This window comes from Arsenophonus endosymbiont of Crataerina pallida (assembly GCF_964020125.1).
GTDB classification, from domain to species: domain Bacteria; phylum Pseudomonadota; class Gammaproteobacteria; order Enterobacterales; family Enterobacteriaceae; genus Arsenophonus; species Arsenophonus nilaparvatae.
Window position 1 is genome coordinate 1,618,987 of sequence record NZ_OZ026540.1, and the last position, 18,623, is coordinate 1,637,609.

Sequence of the window (18,623 nt, forward strand, 5' to 3'; positions counted from 1 at the left end):
GATTATTCCTATAATTTTACTGACCAGCTACCGACGTCAAAGCCGTCGATGTAACGATTATTGACATCAAACCCAAAAATACCGTTATCCCCTTCGGAACCGGTGTAGGCGTTAAGTCTTACGCCTTCTGGCTTGATATTGAGATATCCCTGTTTGATAACGGCTTTTGTCACTTCCGGTATGACGCCACCGGTTAGATACACATCCATCGACATATTCTGATTGTCGATAAAAAAGATTTTTACTGTTTCATCAGGGATTACGCCCTGATAAATTTCTGAGAGCATCTCGCTTGTGCCATCCCAGTGATTTGCGCGGATTTTTGCTCTTAATATGAAGCGGTAGGTTTCGTCATCAAGCTCAGTAAAACCACTATCAGCATCAAAGCGCCGTTTCCAGCTCCCTTGGTCAAAGCCCACCTTTTCGGTATCCAGTGAAAAATAGACCCCTTTTATCGGCGTTTTGACAAAACGTGATAAGCCTATCCATTCACCCACGGCATCCAGTTGTTTACCCGTTGCCGTATCAATACTGAAAAAGGCATTAAGCTGTGAGGCCAAAGCTGAAATATCACTTAGCGCGCGCGTCATTAACTCAATATGTTGCGTAAACTTTTCTGCTTGACGATGTTGTGGGGTAATGTACTCGGTGTAATCTCTCATGAGGTCACCACCAGTTTGATGTTATTCTCACGACAACTGACTGCTTCGTTGAAGGCAACGACTAAATTTTCTTCTTTCACGCTTTCTGGTGTTCGACCAATCTTTAACGACGTAATATCAAACGTTTTCCCTTCTTCATCAGCGGGCAGATTTGCCGGGGAGTAAAGACGGGTCAGATACAGATTGTCGCCAATGAGTTGCTGGTTAATATAGTCTGCAACTTTACGTCGGATTTTATCACCGGTTAAGGTGGTAAATCCTAAAAACGCCGTTAAGTCAATTTCAACGTGTACCTCAACCGTTTTAGGCCGGGAAAAGCGAATCGTAATTGGCATATCGTAACGGTCTTTTACTGTCACGGCGGTATCACCATACGTGCCTGCACCTGGGGTTTTCTTTTGTGAGATTGCGTTGGCAATCGTGGTGACATCGCCACCATCGACTATCATCGCAATGGAATGCGGAGAAATACCGGTTTTATCCGTTTTACTGGTGTCATTTTCAAAACCGCGTTGTCTCGTCACCCCTGATATGAGACTAATCGCGCCCTGTATACCTTCCAGTACCGTGCGTGAAGGGAGTGAGACCGATTTTCGCTGCCGTTCCCGTAACTGATTATCCGTTTCAATCGGCCTGCCTTGTGTTGCGGATTTTGGATTGCTCACCGTTTGCCAGCCTCGCGTGGGTGTGGCTATCTCGTTAATTTCACCGGTCAATGCGGTAACACTTCCGGCAACCAGACAAACCGCTGTCACCGTCGCTTCACCGTGCGTATCGAGCGTAACCGTTTTCGGTAACCGCCAGATATTGCCGTTTTTATCGCGCACACGGCCATTTTTTATCACCGTACCCACTTGCCCCGTTAATACGACATCCACATTCGAGTACCCCGATGCATGACGGGAAATGCCGTTAATGGCGACATTATTTGAAAGTGCAGCCCCTGTACTGGTACTCGGGCTAAAACTGTTGTAGGTGGCGATAAGCGCATTATTGGCATCGTGGATAGCGAGTGCGTAAATGGCTATCATCTGGCCGTCTTTGCTATCCGGCGTTAAATACGCATCCTGCCCATAAATTTCATGAAAAAAATCGGTTAATCGCATCAGTATCGTCTGATAATCCGGCGCACTGATGCCATCGTCAGTCACTTTCGCTGACAACGCTAACGTATCAAGATTTAACATTATGCCTCGTGGGTAAAAGAAGTTTCGCCGTATTGGGTTTGTACTTTTGTGCTGATAGTCAGTTTTCGCGTCGTTGAATTTTGATTGACATTGAAATCGGTTAATGTGGTTACACCCTGCGTGTCCAGTATGCGCTGTTTGAGGGTCATACCGTAAGCCTCCCGATAAGGCTTACCCAATACCGATTGCAACCAAGGCGTACCTTCTTCACGGTCTAAAAACCATTGCCCCTGCCAGAGGGACAAGCGGGTTTTAATTGCAAGGGCGACGGCATCAGGGGTGTTGGTTAAAAACGTGTTATCCCCTTGACCAAAGCTGTAGTCGCCTTTAGTCGTTTCTCGTCGATAACGCATCAATAGAGTCCTTTTACTGTTGCTTTTTATTTTTTTCAACTACCTTGATGTCTTCTAACTTTAAGGATGGCTCTTCATTGATGATTAATAAAAAAATCACGCCCAGAAGTCGCCATGAGGTTTTTAGTTTGTGTAAATATGAACCGCCGAAAAAAATATTAACGCTTTCTTTCATTTAATTTACCTCACCTGAATTATCCCCACCGGCTTTGACACCTTTGTAGGTATGTGTGTCGTCAATCCGTTTGCCGTTGGCGGTCAATGTGCCCAAAAACTCAATCGCACCGGTGATTTTTGCAGCCACACCGGAGGCCGTTGAACCTACCATGCCACCTAGCCAACTCAATAGTCCTTTTACGGTAATTCTCTCCGAAAAAATAGCTTCCGGTGTGATAATTTCAAGCCCCCCAGGGGCGACAATTTTCATTTTTTGCGTTGTCGGGTTTACTTCAAAATAGGTTGCGCCATCGTCACTTCTTAACTGCATTGCATCGGTGCTAATTTGGCTTATCTTCTGTTTTTGTGATTGCACACCGACGAAAGCGAAGGCATCTGATAAATCATGCTGTCTGGGGTCGATCGCTTCTTGTATCCCGCCGTTTTGCCACCAAAAATCAATACATCTATCTGCAAACACCACCAGACACTCATCACCGCTTTTAATGGGGAAGGTCATTGTGACACCGCCACCGCGCGGGAACACAACCGGTACATCAACTAGCAGGGGCAAATTCACCGACTGGCTATTCCCTTTGGTATCCGTCAAGGCTCCCTTTATCGCTGGTTGTACAACACAAGTGACTTTGCTGGCATCGAAGGATTGAACAATAGCCGGCATCGCGACGCGAAGTTGTGACGAAATCGCATGGCGAAAGACTTCAAGCAGTTGTTGTTGGTCGCCGGTGCGCGCTGATACGGAAATCGCCATCATCCCACCTTCTTGATATCGATTCGGTCATTTGATCCCTTGGCAATACACACCAAATCCATATACCACGGCTTGCCGCGCGTATCGCCGGAATACGTGATGTTTTTCACAATATAATCCCCATCGGTGGAAAGACTGGCCGGTTGTGAAACAGCGCCTTGGGTTTGCTGTAAGCCGCCGTCATCGTTTTCGCTTAACTTGCTGTACCCCAAAGCGATATCGCTGTTGGGCAACATCGTGCGATAGATTAACGCCTGGTCAAGACGAATAAGCCCATTGATTTGAATGTTTGGGTTAATCAAACAACGCACATTCACCCCCGCCTCAATCGTTTGTTGCGGTAAGCCAATCAAGCCCGTTGCGCTATTCAGGACAATCGCTTCATGGATATAATTCTTCTCCGGCACCATCACGAGCTGGCCGTTAATGTATTGCCACGAGGCAAGGCATTGCCCTGCCAGATTATCAGCGGCGTCCCTAACCATACCAAAATAGACTTTACCCCTTGGAAAGCGGATACTATCAAACTCAGGCGTCACGCCTTTGACAATCCCGTAAGGGGTAAGCCCTGTCAGTAACGTATTGTGTTGCTCTGCCTGAGTATGCCCTGCGCTTAAGGTAGTATTTAGCGTGGCGTAGTCATAGGCCTCATGAGAATCAATCGCCTGAACAATAACAAACGTGTCAGTAGGATTATCTCTACCTGAAATCGTGTAGCGGATTTTTCCAGTAAATATCAGACCCGTATTATCCTGATAGCCTGCCATGAGCTGAATGTTAACAAACTCCTTCGCCTGAATTTGACTGACGGTTTCTTTTCTCAGATTCCAGACTTTAAACACCCCCGCACGAGGGTAACGCGTATCTGGCCACGTGATATTGAACGTGGCGCGAAAATCCGATAGCTCAATACCTTCCCCGTTTTTATCAGAAACAATCAGTGAGCATTTTCGTATCCAGTTTTTTGACATAACAATCAGTCCGTGATCCAGTATAATTTTACGGTTGCGCCCAACGTATCCGCGTTGATATCGCTTTCTTCATCTGATAGCAAAACGAGATTTCCTTTACTGATAAGGTGACTATATTGAGCCAGTAGATTTTCACCCACGATCAGCGGAATACCCTGTATCACCGGTTGATTGTCAACCGTGAGCATATCCAGCACCCAGCCCGCACTATCACGCCAGATAAGGCGAAACTGCCAAACAGTATCAGATAGCTTAATCGTAAATTGCTGGTTGGTGGGGGTAAGCGGTATTTCGTTAATTTCCATTGAAAAATGCGGCTCCTCGCTGTAATAGGCTGCGATTATCAACGGGTTTTGGCGTTTTCATACCGGTATTACTCACGCCACTCGTTGTATTCCCTTCCCGCATATTTTTTGCATCGGTAGATTTGATATTAACCGTTTGGGTTTGGGTGATGTTAAGCTCCCGCAAGGTTAATATCGCCATCAACACGGTTTCTGTGTGCTTATCCGTGGTCACCTCGATAGCGCGAATGCGCATATTCTTATACTTGCGCTTACCTGTTATGACATCAAACGGTTGACGGCTGGCTTGAAGCGCTAAAATTTGCTGGTAGATTTCCGGTGCGCTTAACCCTGCGCGAATAGCCACTTTTGCCGTGTCCCAAAAATCCAGTAGAGATCCACCACTTGAAAAACCCACCTCCATGGTCACTTCCGCCGGACGTTTGTAAGCGTGATCGGCAATTTCCGCGCCCAGTTCAACCGGATGTTCTGTGATTTCAAGGGTGTCGTGATGTTTTTCTGAGATAATGACATCCGGCACCAGCAAACCGATTTTGCGCGATCGTTGTGAAAAAAGCGTAGAAAGGATATCCATCAGTAGGCTCGCTGGGTTAATTGTCCAATCAGTCTGGCGTTAACGCCCGTTTGTTTATCGGCAATCGCATTGGCGGTAGCGTGGGGGTCTAATGCGCCTTCAACATTGATCGTGATATTCTGGTCAATATTATTTCGCATACCCGCATTTGCGGCATGATAGAGCATTGCCTGACTATACGGCTGTCTGCCATTTTCGTGCTCAACGATGCCAGACATGAGCGATGTCATGACCGTCGGATTGGACAGATTCAACACGGTGTCAGGGGAAACCCCTAATTTACCGGATATTTTATCAATGTAGGCACGAGTATTATTTTCACTGGCGGGAGCCCAGGTGCTAATAATTTTTTCAACGGTATTTAATCCCCTTTCAGCGTAGCGATTAAGCTGTGAAGAAAGTGCTTGTAAGCCCTCAAATGCGGTATTGAATTTGGCGAATCTTCCGTTAGGTGATTCACGTACTGCACCGCGTTGTCCAACAAAATTCAAATTACCCGGATTGTTATTACGAATACCCCGTGGAATATCGCCGGTAGGCACATCAGCGATATTATCCGGTATATTGCTGCCTTGATTTTTGTTTGCCCAGTCATTATCAATACCAAAAAAACGCAAACCGTTACCGATCGCACGTTTGACTTGACGGGTGTTGTAATCCCATGATGCGCTTGCGCTATCACTAATATTATCTTTATCTGAAATCAGATACCCCGCATAGAGACTCCACAATTTCAGCCAAGGTGGGATAGGTAACTTCGCTATTTTACTAAAAGCGCCCAATACCTTACTTACCCACGCGCCCGCAATAAAAATTGCTAAGATTTCAAGTGCATTTTTCCATCCACCCACCAGGTCAACCAATCCCGTTAATTTTTCACCTAACCATTTAAATGCCGCTTTTGCCTGGTTGATTTCACCTTCCCACTTAGACCAGTTGATAAAGGATTTTCCACCTTCTTTCCACGTCTGGTAGTCTTCCCAAAGTAACAATAAGGCCGCGATAAGACCGGTGATAATCCCGATGGGCGAAGCAAAGAATGCCCGATTGAGCCCCCAGATAGCCACTGCCAATCCGCTAAAGGTAGTGATGAGTTTTTTAGATTTTCCGTCTAAATTGCGCCACCAGTCAAAAATCTGCTCGATCGCCTGACTCATTCGCCAGATAACGCGCCCCACCATTTCACCGGCTCGAATAATGCCACTAATGAGACGGGTTAATACTCTCTCAATTTTAGGAAAATTATCCAGCAGTATTTTGCGCAGATTGTCTATCTCTTTAGTCAACCCCCCTGCTAGGTTTGATCCGACTTTATCGCGTAAAATACCAAATAACCCGGTCAATCCTTTCATCGAGGTCATAAACTGGTTGGACTGTTTGGCAGCAACGTCTGCGTTAAATCCGGTTTGTTTAAGCATACGCTGGTAATCAGCAGAAAATTTGTTCAACCCTCTACGCATGGCCATTAGCGTATTTTCATCAATGCCTAACAGTTGGGCATATTGATTGGCGCGGTAATAGGGCATTGAGGCCAGTTTATTCCCCACACGGGTAAAAATAGCGCTCATATCCTGCAAATTGCCATTGGCATCACGGGTCTGCACCCCAAGACGATTTAAAAACCCCTCAGCACCCGGACTGTTTCTCAAAAATCGTGCCAGATTTTCAAGTGAACCTCTTGCCGCTTCTGCGCTACTGCCGGTGAGACTGGCGGCATACCCTAATGCTTTCATGCCGTTAACACTAGCGCCTGTACGCTGTGACGCCCAGTACATCTTATCAAGACCGGCGGCAATTTGTGTGGTAAATCCCACGACGGCAAGCGCTGCCCCCTCAACCGACGCACCTAGTTTGATAACATTGGCACTCACCCCCGTAACAACGGACTGAAATTTTCGCAGGCCACTGTCATCAACCTTAAAACCTAAGCTGATGAGAAAATCTTGCAACGTTTCAGCATTCGCCATGGCGATTTCTCCAACGCGCAATTCGCGCTTCGTTATCCTGTTCGATATCTATCCACTCATTCATTTCTGCTAAATCTGCCAAATCGATTGAGCCATCTTTTAATTTGTCGAATTTTATGTACCCATACTTAACAGGAAGGCGTAAAAAGTCTTTACCATCCGGCATTGAATCCAGGGTTAATCCTGCGACAGGAGGCTGGCTGTCTCGTCGCCTTGGGGTGCGTGAAAAAAATTACCGAGGGAATCTCCAATCACCTGCGCCACAATCTCAAGCAGGGTTTTTAAGTCAATATCATCAAACATCAATTCGCCCTGGCGAAAAATCGGCGTCCATGCCTTGGCATTTTTGCGTGAAACCACGGCTAAACAAGGGTGCAAAATCGCGTTACAGTCTTCATCGCTCATTTGGGCAATGGAATTTGCCATAATGGGTAACACCGCTGCCATTGGCATTTCCCCTTGCTGTAATTTTTGCAGTTCACCCGTTAAACCGGATAACACCGGCAATAACTTTCGCGTCACCTTAAGCTGGTCAAACACATTGAGTTTTTGACTTCGATATTCATGACCGTTAATTTCAATTTCCACTAGAATTCTCCTAATAAGGCGTCGATCTTAATGCAGTCAAAGACCCATGCTAAAACATTCGCCTCTTTTGCATTTTGCAAATCCGGTATTTTTTGAAACGCACAACTGCGCGCGGTGATCATATCGCCAGATACCGGATTACGGATCACAATCACGTTATTACCCCAAAGGGTAGATGACACGCTTTGCGCGTTATAGGCGATCATCAGTTTTTTGTTAACCGGTGAGGCTTTAATCAGACTGACCGTAACGGTGCCGGATTTTCCGCCATGTCGGGTATGCATCCCTTCACCATCAGCACCAATGGTCATGGTGTTTTTGGCTTCGGTCATTGTCACCACTATTCCTTCTTCCGAGTTCGCCGAGCCAGCGCCCAAATCTATCACCCCCGTGGGGCCGGTTAGCGTGGCGGAAACATCAGCAAAACTATAAGCGGCCATTTTCTCTCCTTATCGAACAATGGTGATTAAGACATCCGCGAAATGCACGGCACCCGCTAACTTACAGGCAACCTGAATCGGCGGCGCCTTGCGTTTTTCGCGCTCAGATTGCGCCTGCACTGCCAGCGGTTGAATATAAACGTAATATCCTTTGGTGAGCGTATCCCCGCTTGTTAATTGACCTATACTGCCACCGTTCCATACCCCCGGTGCCAGTAGCCCATTAGTGACCACCTGCGCTAACGATTGCTCAACATTGGTCAGAAGCTGCGTGCTGCCTTGCTCCGTTTGAGGGACTTTGGTGGGGCTGGTATACAAAAGATTATACAGATTGGTTTGCACAAAGTTTTGCAACCAGTCCAGCCCATGGCGTTCATCGAAAAAATCACCATTGGCCATCACGCCTTCTTGTATAATGGCGGTGTCGTTATCGTAATTGACAAACACGTTGCAGTTTTTGGCCGCCAGCGTATTCGCCTGTGACGTAGTCAACGTCTCCGCTTTAACACCCGGTTCCTGTTTGAATTTGAGGGTGATCGTGGTGTTATTGCCGTTGAAATTCACTGAAAACGCCCGTCCAAAAGCAGAGGCTGCTGCATAGGGGGTTGATGAAGAATATTGTGTAAAGACCCGTTGATATTTCGCTTTTTTCAAAACAGAAGCGATATCATCCGCTTTCGTACTATCCAGTACGGCGGTATCTTGGGTGGTAAACCCAAAAACGCGGGAACTTCCGGCCGCGCCAATAAAGTTGGCGATACCTTTCACTTCATCGGTAGAAAGCGCAGCGGTTACCACCAGTCCATACCAGCCGCTCGAAAAATCCGCCAATGTTGAAACCGCATCAACGATAGTTTCACCGTCCATACCTAAAACAGGGGTTGCGCCACTCTCTTGGGTTAGTTTCAACAACGCCGATAAATCGGTACCTGATTCCGGTGCGGAAGCAAAACCCACTGCGCTTGTTTTATCTGCCGTATTCGATGTCATCACAAATCGACTATCGTTATTATTCCACGTTATTGTAGACGTGCTCATTTTTTCACCAATTCGGGCGGCAACACCGTTTAAATTGGTTTCTTGCGAAAAATCAATGGCACTTAACTTAACCGTTCTTCCGTTTACACTGATATTCATCGCGCCATCGGTAATCGCCTTAAAATTGTTAATTTTTGTCTCTTCTTCGGACAAAATGCCACCGCGCAATAATGCGGGTGAGGCTGCTTTTACCCAGCGTCCCACGTATAAATCGACGGGTTTTGGTGACTGCTGGTAATAGAGTGAAGCCGCCTGATACTCGGGTGCGGTTGTACCAAAATCATTGGCGACTTCCTCAATATTGGAATACGCCCGTAATCGCTCAAGCGGATCGATAACGGGTGAATCACCTAAAATGAGTAGTGAACCAAAATTACGGCGACTTGCGGCACGCGGTGACATATCAAGCGTGACCTTAACCACCCTTGAAACGGGTAAACCTGTTGACATTATTTGTCTCCCAAAAACGTGACGTGGGCATCTGTCACTGATTTTATGTGATAGCGACGCACCACTTTGCGACGTAGATGAACGGTTATATCAAATCGGTTCACCCACTGATTGTTGATAAGCTCAGGAAACGCGGTAATTTGGCTGTGGCTACCGAGGGTAAGATTGGACTTATTCAGTTCGGCGTTATTTTGACTGAGCATAATGCCATCCCGAAATCGGGCGGCGTAATACATGCCCTCTTTTCCGTAGAAAGAGGCCATACAGGTTAAGGTTTCGTACTGCCAAAGCTCGCTCGATTCATCACTTTGATTAACTAAAGCGGGATTGGCGTCACTTTCAATATTGATAATACCAAACGCGCACCAATCGGTATCCGGTGGTGGCAATGGTGCGGGCTTTGCTTGCCAACGGGGTAAAACCTGTTTTTCAACCAAGCCAGAAACACCACCAACCCAACGACTTAACAGGCGATTGAGGGCTTCATTGTATAGGGCATTATCATTAAAGGGCGTTAACCATCCCGCCTCGGCACTGCTGTTATTGCTCAAAGTAGGATCCCCCGTCAAACGGCATCAATTCACAATGCGCCTGCACAAATCCGGCACCGTAAGCGGTGTAAGGATCGACGGATTTCACCAGATATTTGCGCCCCTGATAGGTAACAATATCGCCAATATGATAGGTCTCACCGGCGATCAATCGGGTTGTGGTGACAACCAGTATTCGCCCACTGACCAGTTGCCCAGAAGTTCGTATTTGTGCTTCAAGCGCACTGTCCACGGTTACCACGCCTGAAAAAGGATACGTACTTTCCTTTGTCGAAGTAATACCGTCATCATCAATCAAAATTTCACGCCGCGTGTAAGTGAGTGTGGTATCGCAAAAATCCGGATCAAAAAGCACATCAGTCACATCAAGCATTGGCATTTTTCTTCCTCACAACATAGGTGATCGAACGACGATAGATGCCGGTGTCAATCAGGGGTCTCGCGTTGGCATTATCCGGCGCTAAACCGGCTTTTCGATTTTCAAGCTCTTGTGCCGCGCCTTTGCGCCCACGTCTTGCTCTGGCAGCTAATGTACTGTCCGCCAGTGGCACAAATTTGCTTTGAGTAATGACGGCTTGCACGCCTTGAACGGCGATCTGACCTGCTCGATTTAACGCTTGCTCTGCTTTATCCGGCTGATCATCCAAAATGGCTTTAGCGGCAGATTTCAATTCAGCAGTGGTTTTGGGTTCCACTGAACGAATGCCCGGTATCAAATGCGGTCTTGCCGGAATGTTTTTTGCCGGTGAGCCAAACTCATTGATATAACCAATCGCCGCATTGCTAAAGGGAATATCCTCCCGTTCGCTATTTTCAGCCGGAATTCCGACCAGTACCTCTTTTTTGCCAAGTTGAACGAGGGCATCAAAAAATTCACTGGCCTTGTCAACACGTAACGTAACGCCACTTTTCATAATTGCCTTCCTCCCGTGCCAAACATTAACACCCACTGATAAAACTCTGCGCCAAAACGGGTGTTATTCCAAAATCCGGCATCGGGGTTTAGCGTCACGCTGTTGTCATAGCTGACACTCACCTTATCCACTGACTTAGAGGTTGCCACCCCTGAACTTGAACCGCCCACACCGCCCGCCTGTAAATAACGCGAATCCATGGCATAAAGCGTGAGGTAATGCGCCACGAACAGCCCCGCCCAGTAAGGAAAAACTTCACTCCCTGAGACATTTTCGCTCAGGAATTTGTCGGCTAAAGTTAATCGAAACTGAATTTGCGCATCTGGAAATTTAACCTCATCGTTAAACTGGGGAAAATCATTGCGAAATTGTTGTACCGTTGGCAGGTTTTTGTTCCGTTGACTCATCAATACCCTCTTTATTTTCGGTTTCCTGGTTGATTTTTTCTTTCCCTTTTTTCTCGGTCTTGGCATTCCCGTTTTCTTTGGTTTGCAGCTGAACGGGAGTCCATCCCAGCTCCATTCCCCAATTTGCCTGAATTCGCATAATTAGATTCCAAAAATGAAGCCCCAATAAGGGGCTTAGATACCATCGCAGTAAGCAAGTGTTTCCGGATAAACCGCTTCAACCGCACCCAGACGACCATAATAAGTCACCAATTGATACAATCCGCGGTATTGGATAGGGATACTCTGTAACGGCACCATCGGGAAGCGAACATACTGTTTATCATTGGTATAAGCGATCATGCGATCTTTGTTGCTGACACCTCGCCCTTTTAACCATTTCACCGCGTAAATATTGAGTGGCACCCCGTTTTGGTGATAGGCAATGGTATTGGTCTTCAGATACGTTAACAGTGACTGATTACCTGCGCTCGAAACGATAATACTGGATATGTGAGCAAACTGTTCAGGCGGAATAAGTAAGTCGGTGGGAACCATCGAGTAGGCCGATGCTGCCCACGCATCACTGAGTATTTTATTAATACTGTCACGGATTTCATCAGCGGTGGACTGGCTCCAGGTTTTGGAGGCATTGTTAGTCTTGATATTGTCAAGATTCAGCAAGCCTTTAATGCCCAATCCGGTATCACCAATATAGACTTGTTCGTCCATATCCATATTCCACTTCAGACGCATCCCTTCATGTTTCTGTGCATCCACGGGGCGACCTGCTTGTCTGGCGGATTGTAATTCGACAACCGTCCAGCCCAACTCCATTCCCCACAGTGGCAGAGGGAAACCCTTTTTTTGAATATCGATATTGATGCCCGCTAATGCGGTGGAATCCATGCTAATCCAGTTTTTACCGTTAGGATTAGCGCCACTGCCTGCTGCTGCAAATCCGGTACGGGTAAAGCTCGAAATTTCATCCGCAATCGAGACATCTTCCCTGCGCTGCACATCCCGACTGTTGGTGTATTGCACCAAAGGCATATTAATTGTAGGGTCTAAACGCTCAAGCTCACCGATTAAAAACGCACCCGTTGAATCAATCGTGCGTTGGTCAAAAGTTAACATAGTCATTCCTTAAATTTTGTACGAGATTTCAACGTTGCCGTCAGCATCACCGTGGCCGGTAAACTCAGCATTATTCAATATCACGGTATTGGTTTTTTCTGATGCCCCTGACCCTGTTTTTTCTTCGGCAATCAAAATAGCACCCAGTGGGCTCTTATCCGTTGCCCCTGCCACTCGCACATAGACCTTAGCGCCTTTTTTAACCTGTTCGCTATCCACACCCACATTCACCATCACATAGCCTCGCTTTAGCGCATCACCGGTGAAATTTTTATCTTTCCCGACTTGTTGAATAAAATCTTGCGTTTGCGTTGTTGGATAAGGACGAATATAGATGCCTTTGATAACATCAGCGGTATCACCTTCGGCAAGCGGCACAAAATAATCGCCGTCATATTTCCCGGCTAATCCATAGGCGGGAAAACCGTCTTTAGATTTCAGCAAAACGGGCTCCGTTGTTAAATCTCGATAGCGTGAGATAGCACCGGCAATGCCAACTGGCATCCGGTATAAATAAGGTTTCATCATTTTTTATTTGCCTCGTGTTGCCCAAAATTCGGCATTTGCCTTGTTTAAATCGGCGATAGTATTGCCGGATTTTTGGCGTGAATCTGTCGTGAAGGTATTGGCGGTATTGCGATTTTTCGCCAGTTCTGCCACCGCATTAAACGCCATATCCACGGTGCGTTTGGGTAATCGGTTAATTTCCGCATCCCCGACAATTGAACGTACGATGTTTTGATCGGCATTTGCTAACACCTGACGTTTAAAGGCCGTGGGTTTTACCGGTGTTGAAAGGGCTACCCCTGGCATAATCAACTCTGCTTTATATGCCGCATCGCCGGTAATGGTTTCTGCCTTTTCGTTTTTTTCCTCGTCATCAACAGTACCGTCTGTTTTATCCTCCGGTTTATCGCCACTATCAGCGGTTTTACCCTCAAGGGCATCTAACCTTGTCAAAATGGCTTGAATGTAATCCGGTACCCCCTCATCACGGGTCACGACTTCGGGTTTTTCGGCTGGCATCGGATTTTGAGGGCTGATAGTAATATTAATCGCCTTCGGTAACTCGCCGGTGCCTTCATCACCGGTGAGGGATTCAGGCGGATTATTTAGGACTGATTCCATTGCCACGGCGTCTTTCGTGCGATGGGCACTTAGTAGCCGTTTGAACCAGGTTTGCGTTTTGTTTGACATACTGTCTCCAATTGCACATCGTATTCCCGCTCTGCCTTTAGGTACCAGAGCGACATGATTGCCAACGATTTCATACTGACGTGCGATGCCAGGCGCAATCTGTTCGTATTGCGCGTCATAACCACACGAGACTTCGTCGTTGCCGTTGTTAATTTCCTCGATAGCGAGCGCATCTTTGATAATCAAATCCGCGATTATTAAATCCGCCTGTTCACCCTCTCCACGTCTAACGTTTTGCACATGCCCTTGCGCTAAATCGCGCCAATTGTCGGTATCAACAAAAATGACATTGCCTTCTTCATCTTCGGGATGCAGTAGTGTGACACTCATCCCTTCAAACGAGGCCAGCGTTTCGGGACGAAAGACGTCACTTTCCTCTCTTTCTACCAGGATTTGTCCGCGGCTATCCGGTTTGACCTTCGGCAAATCCAAGGCGGAATAAACCTGCGTGCCCGTTCGGGCAATCGGTACGTTTTTACACAATAGCGAGCCGTCCGCCATCTGGTAACGGGTGTTACCAAGACGGGTTTCAAAATAATATTTCATGGGTTTTATCTGTCAGAAAAAGAGACTTCACAGTAGCAACGGCAATTGGGTAATGCGCCCGCGTGCCCTGTCATACCATCCAGGGTAGGTGGGTTGTGCCAATCGATAAATTGACCTTCCAGTTTTTTGTGTGATGGCCTTACATCACCATCATGGGCGGTACGCCAAATATAGCCGGTTGAGCCAATTGCCAATGCTCTCGCTTGAGTTAAGGCTTGCGTTGCTCGGCCTAGTTCGGTACGGGCTAGCATCTTTGCCCGCGATGCCGCCACCTGACCGGATTGCGCTATCATTGTGGTAAAATGTTCAGGTCTTTCGGCGTTCACTACCGCTTCAATCGCTCTGTTTTGGATATCGTAGACTCTATCAGCGGCATCCATTGGCAGCGATTTAATGTACTTGATTTGCTCATGGACAATAGACTGCATGACATGCCCCACGGGTGCTTGAGCAATTAACTGTTTGAGTTCCCCGCTCATTTCATGGCTATTTTGTTGCCACAATTTCGCGTTATCTTGTGATACCGTGTCGACAAATTTTGTCGCTACCCGCCTTGCCCAACTCTCGATAAGTTCGCTGTAATCCTCTAATGCTTGCTGAATGTCCAGCACTGAATCATTCGAACCGTCGTAGCGTTGGTTGATAATAGCGCCAATTTCGCGGGCAACCTTACTCAGGCTCGTTCGATATTGGGTTTCCGCCCGTTTTGACAGTCGCTGCGTGGACAGCACTGAGCCTTGGCGGCGGTTCGTCTTCCGCATGATTGATATCCTCATCGGTGATGGTACTGCCAATACTGATAACATCGGACAAATCCCGTAGCGAGGACATGGCCGCTTTCACTGACAGCATGCCGCCATCCTGTGCGGCATTGAGCGCATTAATCATGTTAACCGCGACGGTAGACTTATCCATGTCTGACATTTGCCAAAGGGGATTAAACGCAAAACTAAAATCATCGGGTAAGGGTTTACCTAATGCCGATTGATGCGCTATCTCAAATAGCTTCCTTAACGGTTGCTTTAATCGCCTTGATTGTTGCGTGGCGATATTGTCGTAGTAATTGGCTAAATCGGCATCGCCAGTATTGAACCCTGACGGGGATTGACCAAACAGCCGGACTAAGGGAATACCTGTCGCTCCGCTAATCTGTTCAGCAAACCGCGTCAGCACGTTATCTAATCCTGAAAACGAATAGCTATGCGTTTCAAAGTCATCGTCCGTATCCATGAGCGTCATCCCTTCGTTGCTCTGGTACTGACGTATCATGTCCATGTGCTTCATCAGCGATTCGTATGGCTTGCCGCCAAAACCGATGATTTCACGGAGCTTATTCACTTTGAATGTTCGTAAATGCGCTTTATACACCAATTGCGCAATACCGGTTGTGGTGCTATCAAAGGCGGTTAACCGGTCAAAAATACGTTCAATGACCGACATGCCCCACTCATTCTCGGTTTTGGCTTGCTGATAAGGGAGCGTCACACCGTCAAAACGGATAAGGCGGCTATGATGCACTTTCCAGGCAGGAATGCCGTTCTCAACGGTCACAATGTCGTAGAATTCTGGTCTACCTAGGTCCTTGCTTAACGTTTTGATACGACGATTCAAATCCGGGTTAACCTGCCAACGGTCAAGCGGTAAAATACCTTTGAATTTACCTTGTCCTATCGTCTCGATACGTAATGGTGTAAAAGGCGCTTGCCCTTCTATCATAATAAGCCCTAATGCGCCGCCGTAGAGCCGTGACCACTTAATGGCATTATTCAGGCTTTCCCAGATTTCCAGTTCATCAAATAAAGATTCGATTTCCCCTTTGTCGCTCGACTCCATTTGTGAGGTGATACGCACGCCTTTTCGTGTCATATCGTCGGCGACGGTATCGACAGCCGCACCAATGATCCACGATGAGCGATAAGCATATTCGAGTAATAACCGGTTTCGACTTGTCCAATCAGGGCGATAAGTCGAATCCGCATGTTGATTGGGTGTTTGCATCCCGACCCGAGCGGTAAAATTCTCATACCCATCAACGGTTTTTTGAGAGAATGATTTTTTCTTTTTTGTCATGCGCTTCTACCCAGTAGTGTCCAGATTTCAAGTGCCGTGTTCATCGGCGCAAAATTAATCATCACCGAGTCGGCTAGATTGGGGGACTTTGTCCCATCGGGTTGTTTATCTATTACGATTTTCCCCACGGCATTGATGGAATAGGTTGGCTGCGATAATTCAACGATGAGTTTGTCTTTGAGTCGCATTGCACCATTAATGGCAATCAGTTCATCCGGTTTGAAGGGTTGTTTTTCGACTACCGCTCGGTAAACATTTTGAAAGCGTTTGCGTAAATGCCACCAACTTTGTGCTTTGGCATTAGCGAAAAAATCCTTGTTTAATCGTGCATTCTGTCCATCAAATCCGGCGATCGCTTCTTTGTCTGGGTCAAACACCCCACCACTGCCACGAAACGGCACGGCGTCAATACGTGCGGCGCTTTTTTGTCTACGCTGGTCATTGATAATTCTAGCGTCCCCTCGCACACCTGCCCCTAATCCATCTTCATCAAAGCGAAAGCTCTCTAGCTGATACTTATCGGCTAACTGAAAAACGGTCTCAACGCTGCCAAAAATATCACTGCCTTTTCCCGACCATTCCTCAATACCTTCAAGTAAAAAGCCGTGACGCCAAGAAAAGGCGTTCTTGTCTCTGCCCTCATCCGCCACATCAAAGGCGCCCAGGCGGATACCGGTTGGGTTAATGCCAAGTTTCGTGTGGGCATCAATTGCTGCCTGTACCCATTCGGCCGGAATTAAGACACCTTCAACCGACGCCTGATAGTTCAAATCCAGCTCTTGCGCCACAATGACCGGATTATCAATTTTCTGGCATTCTTTCTCGTACCATTCTTCGTCTTTACGCGGGTCACTGCGCCAATGAAAAGTAAATACTGGAATACGGCCACTATGGCGTTTTTGGGCAAACGGATTGGCCATGCCGTTGACCGAGCTCAAATCAATGCGGCAACGGGTGGTTTGCGATAAGGCAGCATCAATCAATAATGGACGAAATAAAAAGGCAGCCTCATCAACGAAATAGAGTGTCGTCCGGTCACCCCGTCCGATATTGTCCCCCGCCTCACCTTTGATGATAGCGCCGGTTTCTGGAAAGTTGACCCGCATATAAGGCGCGTGTTTTTTTGCTTCCCAGCCACCTCGAAACTCCTGAGGTAACGTTTCCACAAATTTGCGCGCTTTCCAAAACAGCGCTTTCGGGTCACCTGTGCTGTCGACATACTCCTCTTTACGTGAACCAAAGCCAATCACCATCTCTTTGTTAAAGAGACATAAAGAACAGGCCAGCGCAATTGACGTCCAGCTTAAGCCATTTCCCGGCTTTTTTCGGTAATGCCGTTTTCACGTCCACGCCAGCGGCACATTATCCAATCAATCCACGCTTCTTGTTTCGGGAAAAGCAAAAAAGGAATAGTCACCGGTAGTCCATAATCAATGTTACGTGGGTCTGTTGTCATGCCCCAGTCAATAATAAACTGCGCGGGATTTTCCTTATAAAATCGGGTTAATAGCTTAAGACTTTCCGGCTGCTCCCGAAGACGCTTTAATCGCTCAGCGCGCCACTCAAACACCTGGACATAATCCGGTTTTTTAAAGTCAAAAGGGAACGGTAATGGCATAGGAATTTGTCCGGGGAAAAAAGCGAGTCAAAAAAATATTTTGCACATATATGTGTACATATGAAATATTTTTACTAAAATTAATTTATATAATTAATTGATATTAAATCAATATTTTTAATTTAATATTATTTTTTATAAAAATAGGTTAGCTGTTTTAACCCTTTACCCCATCAATTTTTTATAGGCTTCTGTCGCCTGTTCAGGGGTCATGTCATGGGTAATATGCTCAATAGGATTACCCGCTTTTCCGGTGTGCTCATTACTGATCTGTTCGCGAAAAGCCTGAACAGCGATATGCTTACCTAAAAGCTCAAGGTTTTTGATTTTGTCAGGCCACTTTATTTTTTTGAGCAATGCTTCTGCGCCATCAACTCGTATGGCTGCAATGTCAAAACCGCTTAATGTTGTTCGCCACACTTTAGGCCAGTCTTTAATCGGTTTTAAATCACCTGATTCGGTAATAATATCCAACACATCCATCTGGTCGATATCAACCAGTCGCTTAAGAACGTAGTCAGCGTCAATATTCATGCGGTTTTTTCGCGCTTCCATAAGCCCCTGAATTCTTTTTTCAACCTTAACATTTGCTAACAACCTACTAGCTTGTTCATGTGCTGTTTTTTCACTATACCCCGCTCTTATTGCTGCCTGCGTCGCATTTAAATCAATCAGGTACTCTCGACAAAATGCTTCCTGTTTGTCTGTGAGTGCCATTTCCCTTTCCTCTACTTTTGTCAT

Annotated in this window: 24 protein-coding genes and 1 pseudogene; all 25 read right to left on the reverse strand. The window is 46.7% G+C overall.

Annotated elements, in window-relative coordinates; genetic code table 11:
- Positions 1-8: 8 nt before the first annotated feature.
- Positions 9-662 (reverse strand): DUF2612 domain-containing protein, encoded by a 654-nt coding sequence (locus AACL31_RS08705; RefSeq protein ID WP_339053703.1) that lies wholly within the window; start codon positions 660-662, stop codon positions 9-11.
- Complete coding sequence (locus AACL31_RS08710) at positions 659-1,849, reverse strand: baseplate J/gp47 family protein (RefSeq protein ID WP_339053936.1); 1,191 nt, start codon at positions 1,847-1,849, stop codon at positions 659-661. Before AACL31_RS08710 ends, AACL31_RS08705 begins: the two co-directional genes overlap by 4 nt.
- Entirely contained in the window at positions 1,849-2,202 is a 354-nt protein-coding gene (locus tag AACL31_RS08715) for a hypothetical protein (protein WP_339053480.1), read from the reverse strand. Before AACL31_RS08715 ends, AACL31_RS08710 begins: the two co-directional genes overlap by 1 nt.
- A gap of 13 nt (positions 2,203-2,215) precedes the next feature.
- Complete coding sequence (locus AACL31_RS08720) at positions 2,216-2,377, reverse strand: hypothetical protein (protein ID WP_339053369.1); 162 nt, start codon at positions 2,375-2,377, stop codon at positions 2,216-2,218.
- Positions 2,378-3,130 carry a Gp138 family membrane-puncturing spike protein gene (locus AACL31_RS08725; protein ID WP_339054000.1) on the reverse strand — a complete coding sequence of 251 codons (753 nt, stop codon included), beginning with the start codon at positions 3,128-3,130 and terminating at the stop codon, positions 2,378-2,380.
- Entirely contained in the window at positions 3,130-4,101 is a 972-nt protein-coding gene (locus tag AACL31_RS08730; protein WP_339053482.1) for a phage protein, read from the reverse strand. Before AACL31_RS08730 ends, AACL31_RS08725 begins: the two co-directional genes overlap by 1 nt.
- Before the next feature lie 5 nt (positions 4,102-4,106).
- Positions 4,107-4,406 carry a phage baseplate plug family protein gene (locus AACL31_RS08735; protein WP_339053118.1) on the reverse strand — a complete coding sequence of 100 codons (300 nt, stop codon included), beginning with the start codon at positions 4,404-4,406 and terminating at the stop codon, positions 4,107-4,109.
- Complete coding sequence (locus AACL31_RS08740) at positions 4,396-4,980, reverse strand: phage baseplate protein (RefSeq protein WP_339053366.1); 585 nt, start codon at positions 4,978-4,980, stop codon at positions 4,396-4,398. The genes AACL31_RS08735 and AACL31_RS08740 overlap by 11 nt, the downstream gene beginning before the upstream one ends.
- The gene (locus tag AACL31_RS08745; RefSeq protein WP_339053937.1) at positions 4,980-6,947 is read right to left on the reverse strand and encodes a lytic transglycosylase catalytic; all 1,968 of its coding nucleotides are present in this window, start codon (positions 6,945-6,947) and stop codon (positions 4,980-4,982) included. Before AACL31_RS08745 ends, AACL31_RS08740 begins: the two co-directional genes overlap by 1 nt.
- A complete protein-coding gene (locus AACL31_RS08750; protein ID WP_310509987.1) occupies positions 6,934-7,113 on the reverse strand; it encodes a DUF6889 family protein in 180 nt (59 codons plus the stop codon). Before AACL31_RS08750 ends, AACL31_RS08745 begins: the two co-directional genes overlap by 14 nt.
- Before the next feature lie 11 nt (positions 7,114-7,124).
- Entirely contained in the window at positions 7,125-7,535 is a 411-nt protein-coding gene (locus AACL31_RS08755) for a phage tail assembly chaperone (RefSeq protein ID WP_339053115.1), read from the reverse strand.
- The gene (locus AACL31_RS08760; RefSeq protein ID WP_339053364.1) at positions 7,535-7,975 is read right to left on the reverse strand and encodes a phage structural protein; all 441 of its coding nucleotides are present in this window, start codon (positions 7,973-7,975) and stop codon (positions 7,535-7,537) included. Before AACL31_RS08760 ends, AACL31_RS08755 begins: the two co-directional genes overlap by 1 nt.
- Before the next feature lie 9 nt (positions 7,976-7,984).
- Positions 7,985-9,463, reverse strand: a complete 1,479-nt coding sequence (locus AACL31_RS08765) for a DUF3383 domain-containing protein (protein WP_339053938.1) — start codon at positions 9,461-9,463, stop codon at positions 7,985-7,987.
- The gene (locus tag AACL31_RS08770) at positions 9,463-10,014 is read right to left on the reverse strand and encodes a phage neck terminator protein (protein WP_339053631.1); all 552 of its coding nucleotides are present in this window, start codon (positions 10,012-10,014) and stop codon (positions 9,463-9,465) included. Before AACL31_RS08770 ends, AACL31_RS08765 begins: the two co-directional genes overlap by 1 nt.
- Entirely contained in the window at positions 10,004-10,393 is a 390-nt protein-coding gene (locus tag AACL31_RS08775) for a head-tail adaptor (RefSeq protein ID WP_339053939.1), read from the reverse strand. Before AACL31_RS08775 ends, AACL31_RS08770 begins: the two co-directional genes overlap by 11 nt.
- Positions 10,380-10,928, reverse strand: a complete 549-nt coding sequence (locus tag AACL31_RS08780) for a hypothetical protein (RefSeq protein WP_339053633.1) — start codon at positions 10,926-10,928, stop codon at positions 10,380-10,382. The genes AACL31_RS08775 and AACL31_RS08780 overlap by 14 nt, the downstream gene beginning before the upstream one ends.
- Positions 10,925-11,335 carry a DUF4054 domain-containing protein gene (locus AACL31_RS08785; protein WP_339053634.1) on the reverse strand — a complete coding sequence of 137 codons (411 nt, stop codon included), beginning with the start codon at positions 11,333-11,335 and terminating at the stop codon, positions 10,925-10,927. The genes AACL31_RS08780 and AACL31_RS08785 overlap by 4 nt, the downstream gene beginning before the upstream one ends.
- Positions 11,286-11,474, reverse strand: coding sequence for a hypothetical protein (locus AACL31_RS08790; RefSeq protein ID WP_339053635.1), 189 nt, complete (start codon positions 11,472-11,474; stop codon positions 11,286-11,288). Before AACL31_RS08790 ends, AACL31_RS08785 begins: the two co-directional genes overlap by 50 nt.
- A 35-nt stretch (positions 11,475-11,509) precedes the next feature.
- On the reverse strand, positions 11,510-12,451 hold the full coding sequence (locus AACL31_RS08795; RefSeq protein ID WP_339053088.1) for a DUF2184 domain-containing protein: 942 nt from the start codon (positions 12,449-12,451) through the stop codon (positions 11,510-11,512).
- Positions 12,452-12,460: 9 nt separating this feature from the next.
- The gene (locus AACL31_RS08800; protein WP_422389268.1) at positions 12,461-12,979 is read right to left on the reverse strand and encodes a structural cement protein Gp24; all 519 of its coding nucleotides are present in this window, start codon (positions 12,977-12,979) and stop codon (positions 12,461-12,463) included.
- Between the two features lie 3 nt (positions 12,980-12,982).
- Entirely contained in the window at positions 12,983-14,194 is a 1,212-nt protein-coding gene (locus AACL31_RS08805) for a DUF2213 domain-containing protein (protein WP_339053636.1), read from the reverse strand.
- 5 nt (positions 14,195-14,199) lie between these two features.
- Entirely contained in the window at positions 14,200-14,955 is a 756-nt protein-coding gene (locus AACL31_RS08810; protein ID WP_339053453.1) for a phage minor head protein, read from the reverse strand.
- Positions 14,864-16,264: a DUF1073 domain-containing protein gene (locus AACL31_RS08815; protein WP_339053940.1), complete on the reverse strand. Its 1,401-nt coding sequence runs from the start codon at positions 16,262-16,264 to the stop codon at positions 14,864-14,866. The genes AACL31_RS08810 and AACL31_RS08815 overlap by 92 nt, the downstream gene beginning before the upstream one ends.
- Positions 16,261-17,882, reverse strand: a pseudogene (locus tag AACL31_RS08820) (TerL protein). Before AACL31_RS08820 ends, AACL31_RS08815 begins: the two are co-directional and overlap by 4 nt.
- 165 nt (positions 17,883-18,047) lie before the next feature.
- Complete coding sequence (locus AACL31_RS08825) at positions 18,048-18,599, reverse strand: terminase small subunit (protein WP_310513187.1); 552 nt, start codon at positions 18,597-18,599, stop codon at positions 18,048-18,050.
- Positions 18,600-18,623 lie beyond the last annotated feature (24 nt).

What these genes read in the sequence shown, in the direction of transcription:
- AACL31_RS08705 (WP_339053703.1), bottom strand. Translation starts at nt 662, where the DNA reads ATGAGAGATTACACCGAGTACATTACCCCACAACATCGTCAAGCAGAA.
- AACL31_RS08710 (WP_339053936.1), bottom strand. Translation starts at nt 1,849, where the DNA reads ATGTTAAATCTTGATACGTTAGCGTTGTCAGCGAAAGTGACTGACGAT.
- AACL31_RS08715 (WP_339053480.1), bottom strand. Translation starts at nt 2,202, where the DNA reads ATGCGTTATCGACGAGAAACGACTAAAGGCGACTACAGCTTTGGTCAA.
- AACL31_RS08720 (WP_339053369.1), bottom strand. Translation starts at nt 2,377, where the DNA reads ATGAAAGAAAGCGTTAATATTTTTTTCGGCGGTTCATATTTACACAAA.
- AACL31_RS08725 (WP_339054000.1), bottom strand. Translation starts at nt 3,130, where the DNA reads ATGGCGATTTCCGTATCAGCGCGCACCGGCGACCAACAACAACTGCTT.
- AACL31_RS08730 (WP_339053482.1), bottom strand. Translation starts at nt 4,101, where the DNA reads ATGTCAAAAAACTGGATACGAAAATGCTCACTGATTGTTTCTGATAAA.
- AACL31_RS08735 (WP_339053118.1), bottom strand. Translation starts at nt 4,406, where the DNA reads ATGGAAATTAACGAAATACCGCTTACCCCCACCAACCAGCAATTTACG.
- AACL31_RS08740 (WP_339053366.1), bottom strand. Translation starts at nt 4,980, where the DNA reads ATGGATATCCTTTCTACGCTTTTTTCACAACGATCGCGCAAAATCGGT.
- AACL31_RS08745 (WP_339053937.1), bottom strand. Translation starts at nt 6,947, where the DNA reads ATGGCGAATGCTGAAACGTTGCAAGATTTTCTCATCAGCTTAGGTTTT.
- AACL31_RS08750 (WP_310509987.1), bottom strand. Translation starts at nt 7,113, where the DNA reads ATGCCGGATGGTAAAGACTTTTTACGCCTTCCTGTTAAGTATGGGTAC.
- AACL31_RS08760 (WP_339053364.1), bottom strand. Translation starts at nt 7,975, where the DNA reads ATGGCCGCTTATAGTTTTGCTGATGTTTCCGCCACGCTAACCGGCCCC.
- AACL31_RS08765 (WP_339053938.1), bottom strand. Translation starts at nt 9,463, where the DNA reads ATGTCAACAGGTTTACCCGTTTCAAGGGTGGTTAAGGTCACGCTTGAT.
- AACL31_RS08775 (WP_339053939.1), bottom strand. Translation starts at nt 10,393, where the DNA reads ATGCCAATGCTTGATGTGACTGATGTGCTTTTTGATCCGGATTTTTGC.
- AACL31_RS08780 (WP_339053633.1), bottom strand. Translation starts at nt 10,928, where the DNA reads ATGAAAAGTGGCGTTACGTTACGTGTTGACAAGGCCAGTGAATTTTTT.
- AACL31_RS08785 (WP_339053634.1), bottom strand. Translation starts at nt 11,335, where the DNA reads ATGAGTCAACGGAACAAAAACCTGCCAACGGTACAACAATTTCGCAAT.
- AACL31_RS08790 (WP_339053635.1), bottom strand. Translation starts at nt 11,474, where the DNA reads ATGCGAATTCAGGCAAATTGGGGAATGGAGCTGGGATGGACTCCCGTT.
- AACL31_RS08795 (WP_339053088.1), bottom strand. Translation starts at nt 12,451, where the DNA reads ATGTTAACTTTTGACCAACGCACGATTGATTCAACGGGTGCGTTTTTA.
- AACL31_RS08800 (WP_422389268.1), bottom strand. Translation starts at nt 12,979, where the DNA reads ATGATGAAACCTTATTTATACCGGATGCCAGTTGGCATTGCCGGTGCT.
- AACL31_RS08805 (WP_339053636.1), bottom strand. Translation starts at nt 14,194, where the DNA reads ATGAAATATTATTTTGAAACCCGTCTTGGTAACACCCGTTACCAGATG.
- AACL31_RS08810 (WP_339053453.1), bottom strand. Translation starts at nt 14,955, where the DNA reads ATGCGGAAGACGAACCGCCGCCAAGGCTCAGTGCTGTCCACGCAGCGA.
- AACL31_RS08815 (WP_339053940.1), bottom strand. Translation starts at nt 16,264, where the DNA reads ATGACAAAAAAGAAAAAATCATTCTCTCAAAAAACCGTTGATGGGTAT.
- AACL31_RS08825 (WP_310513187.1), bottom strand. Translation starts at nt 18,599, where the DNA reads ATGGCACTCACAGACAAACAGGAAGCATTTTGTCGAGAGTACCTGATT.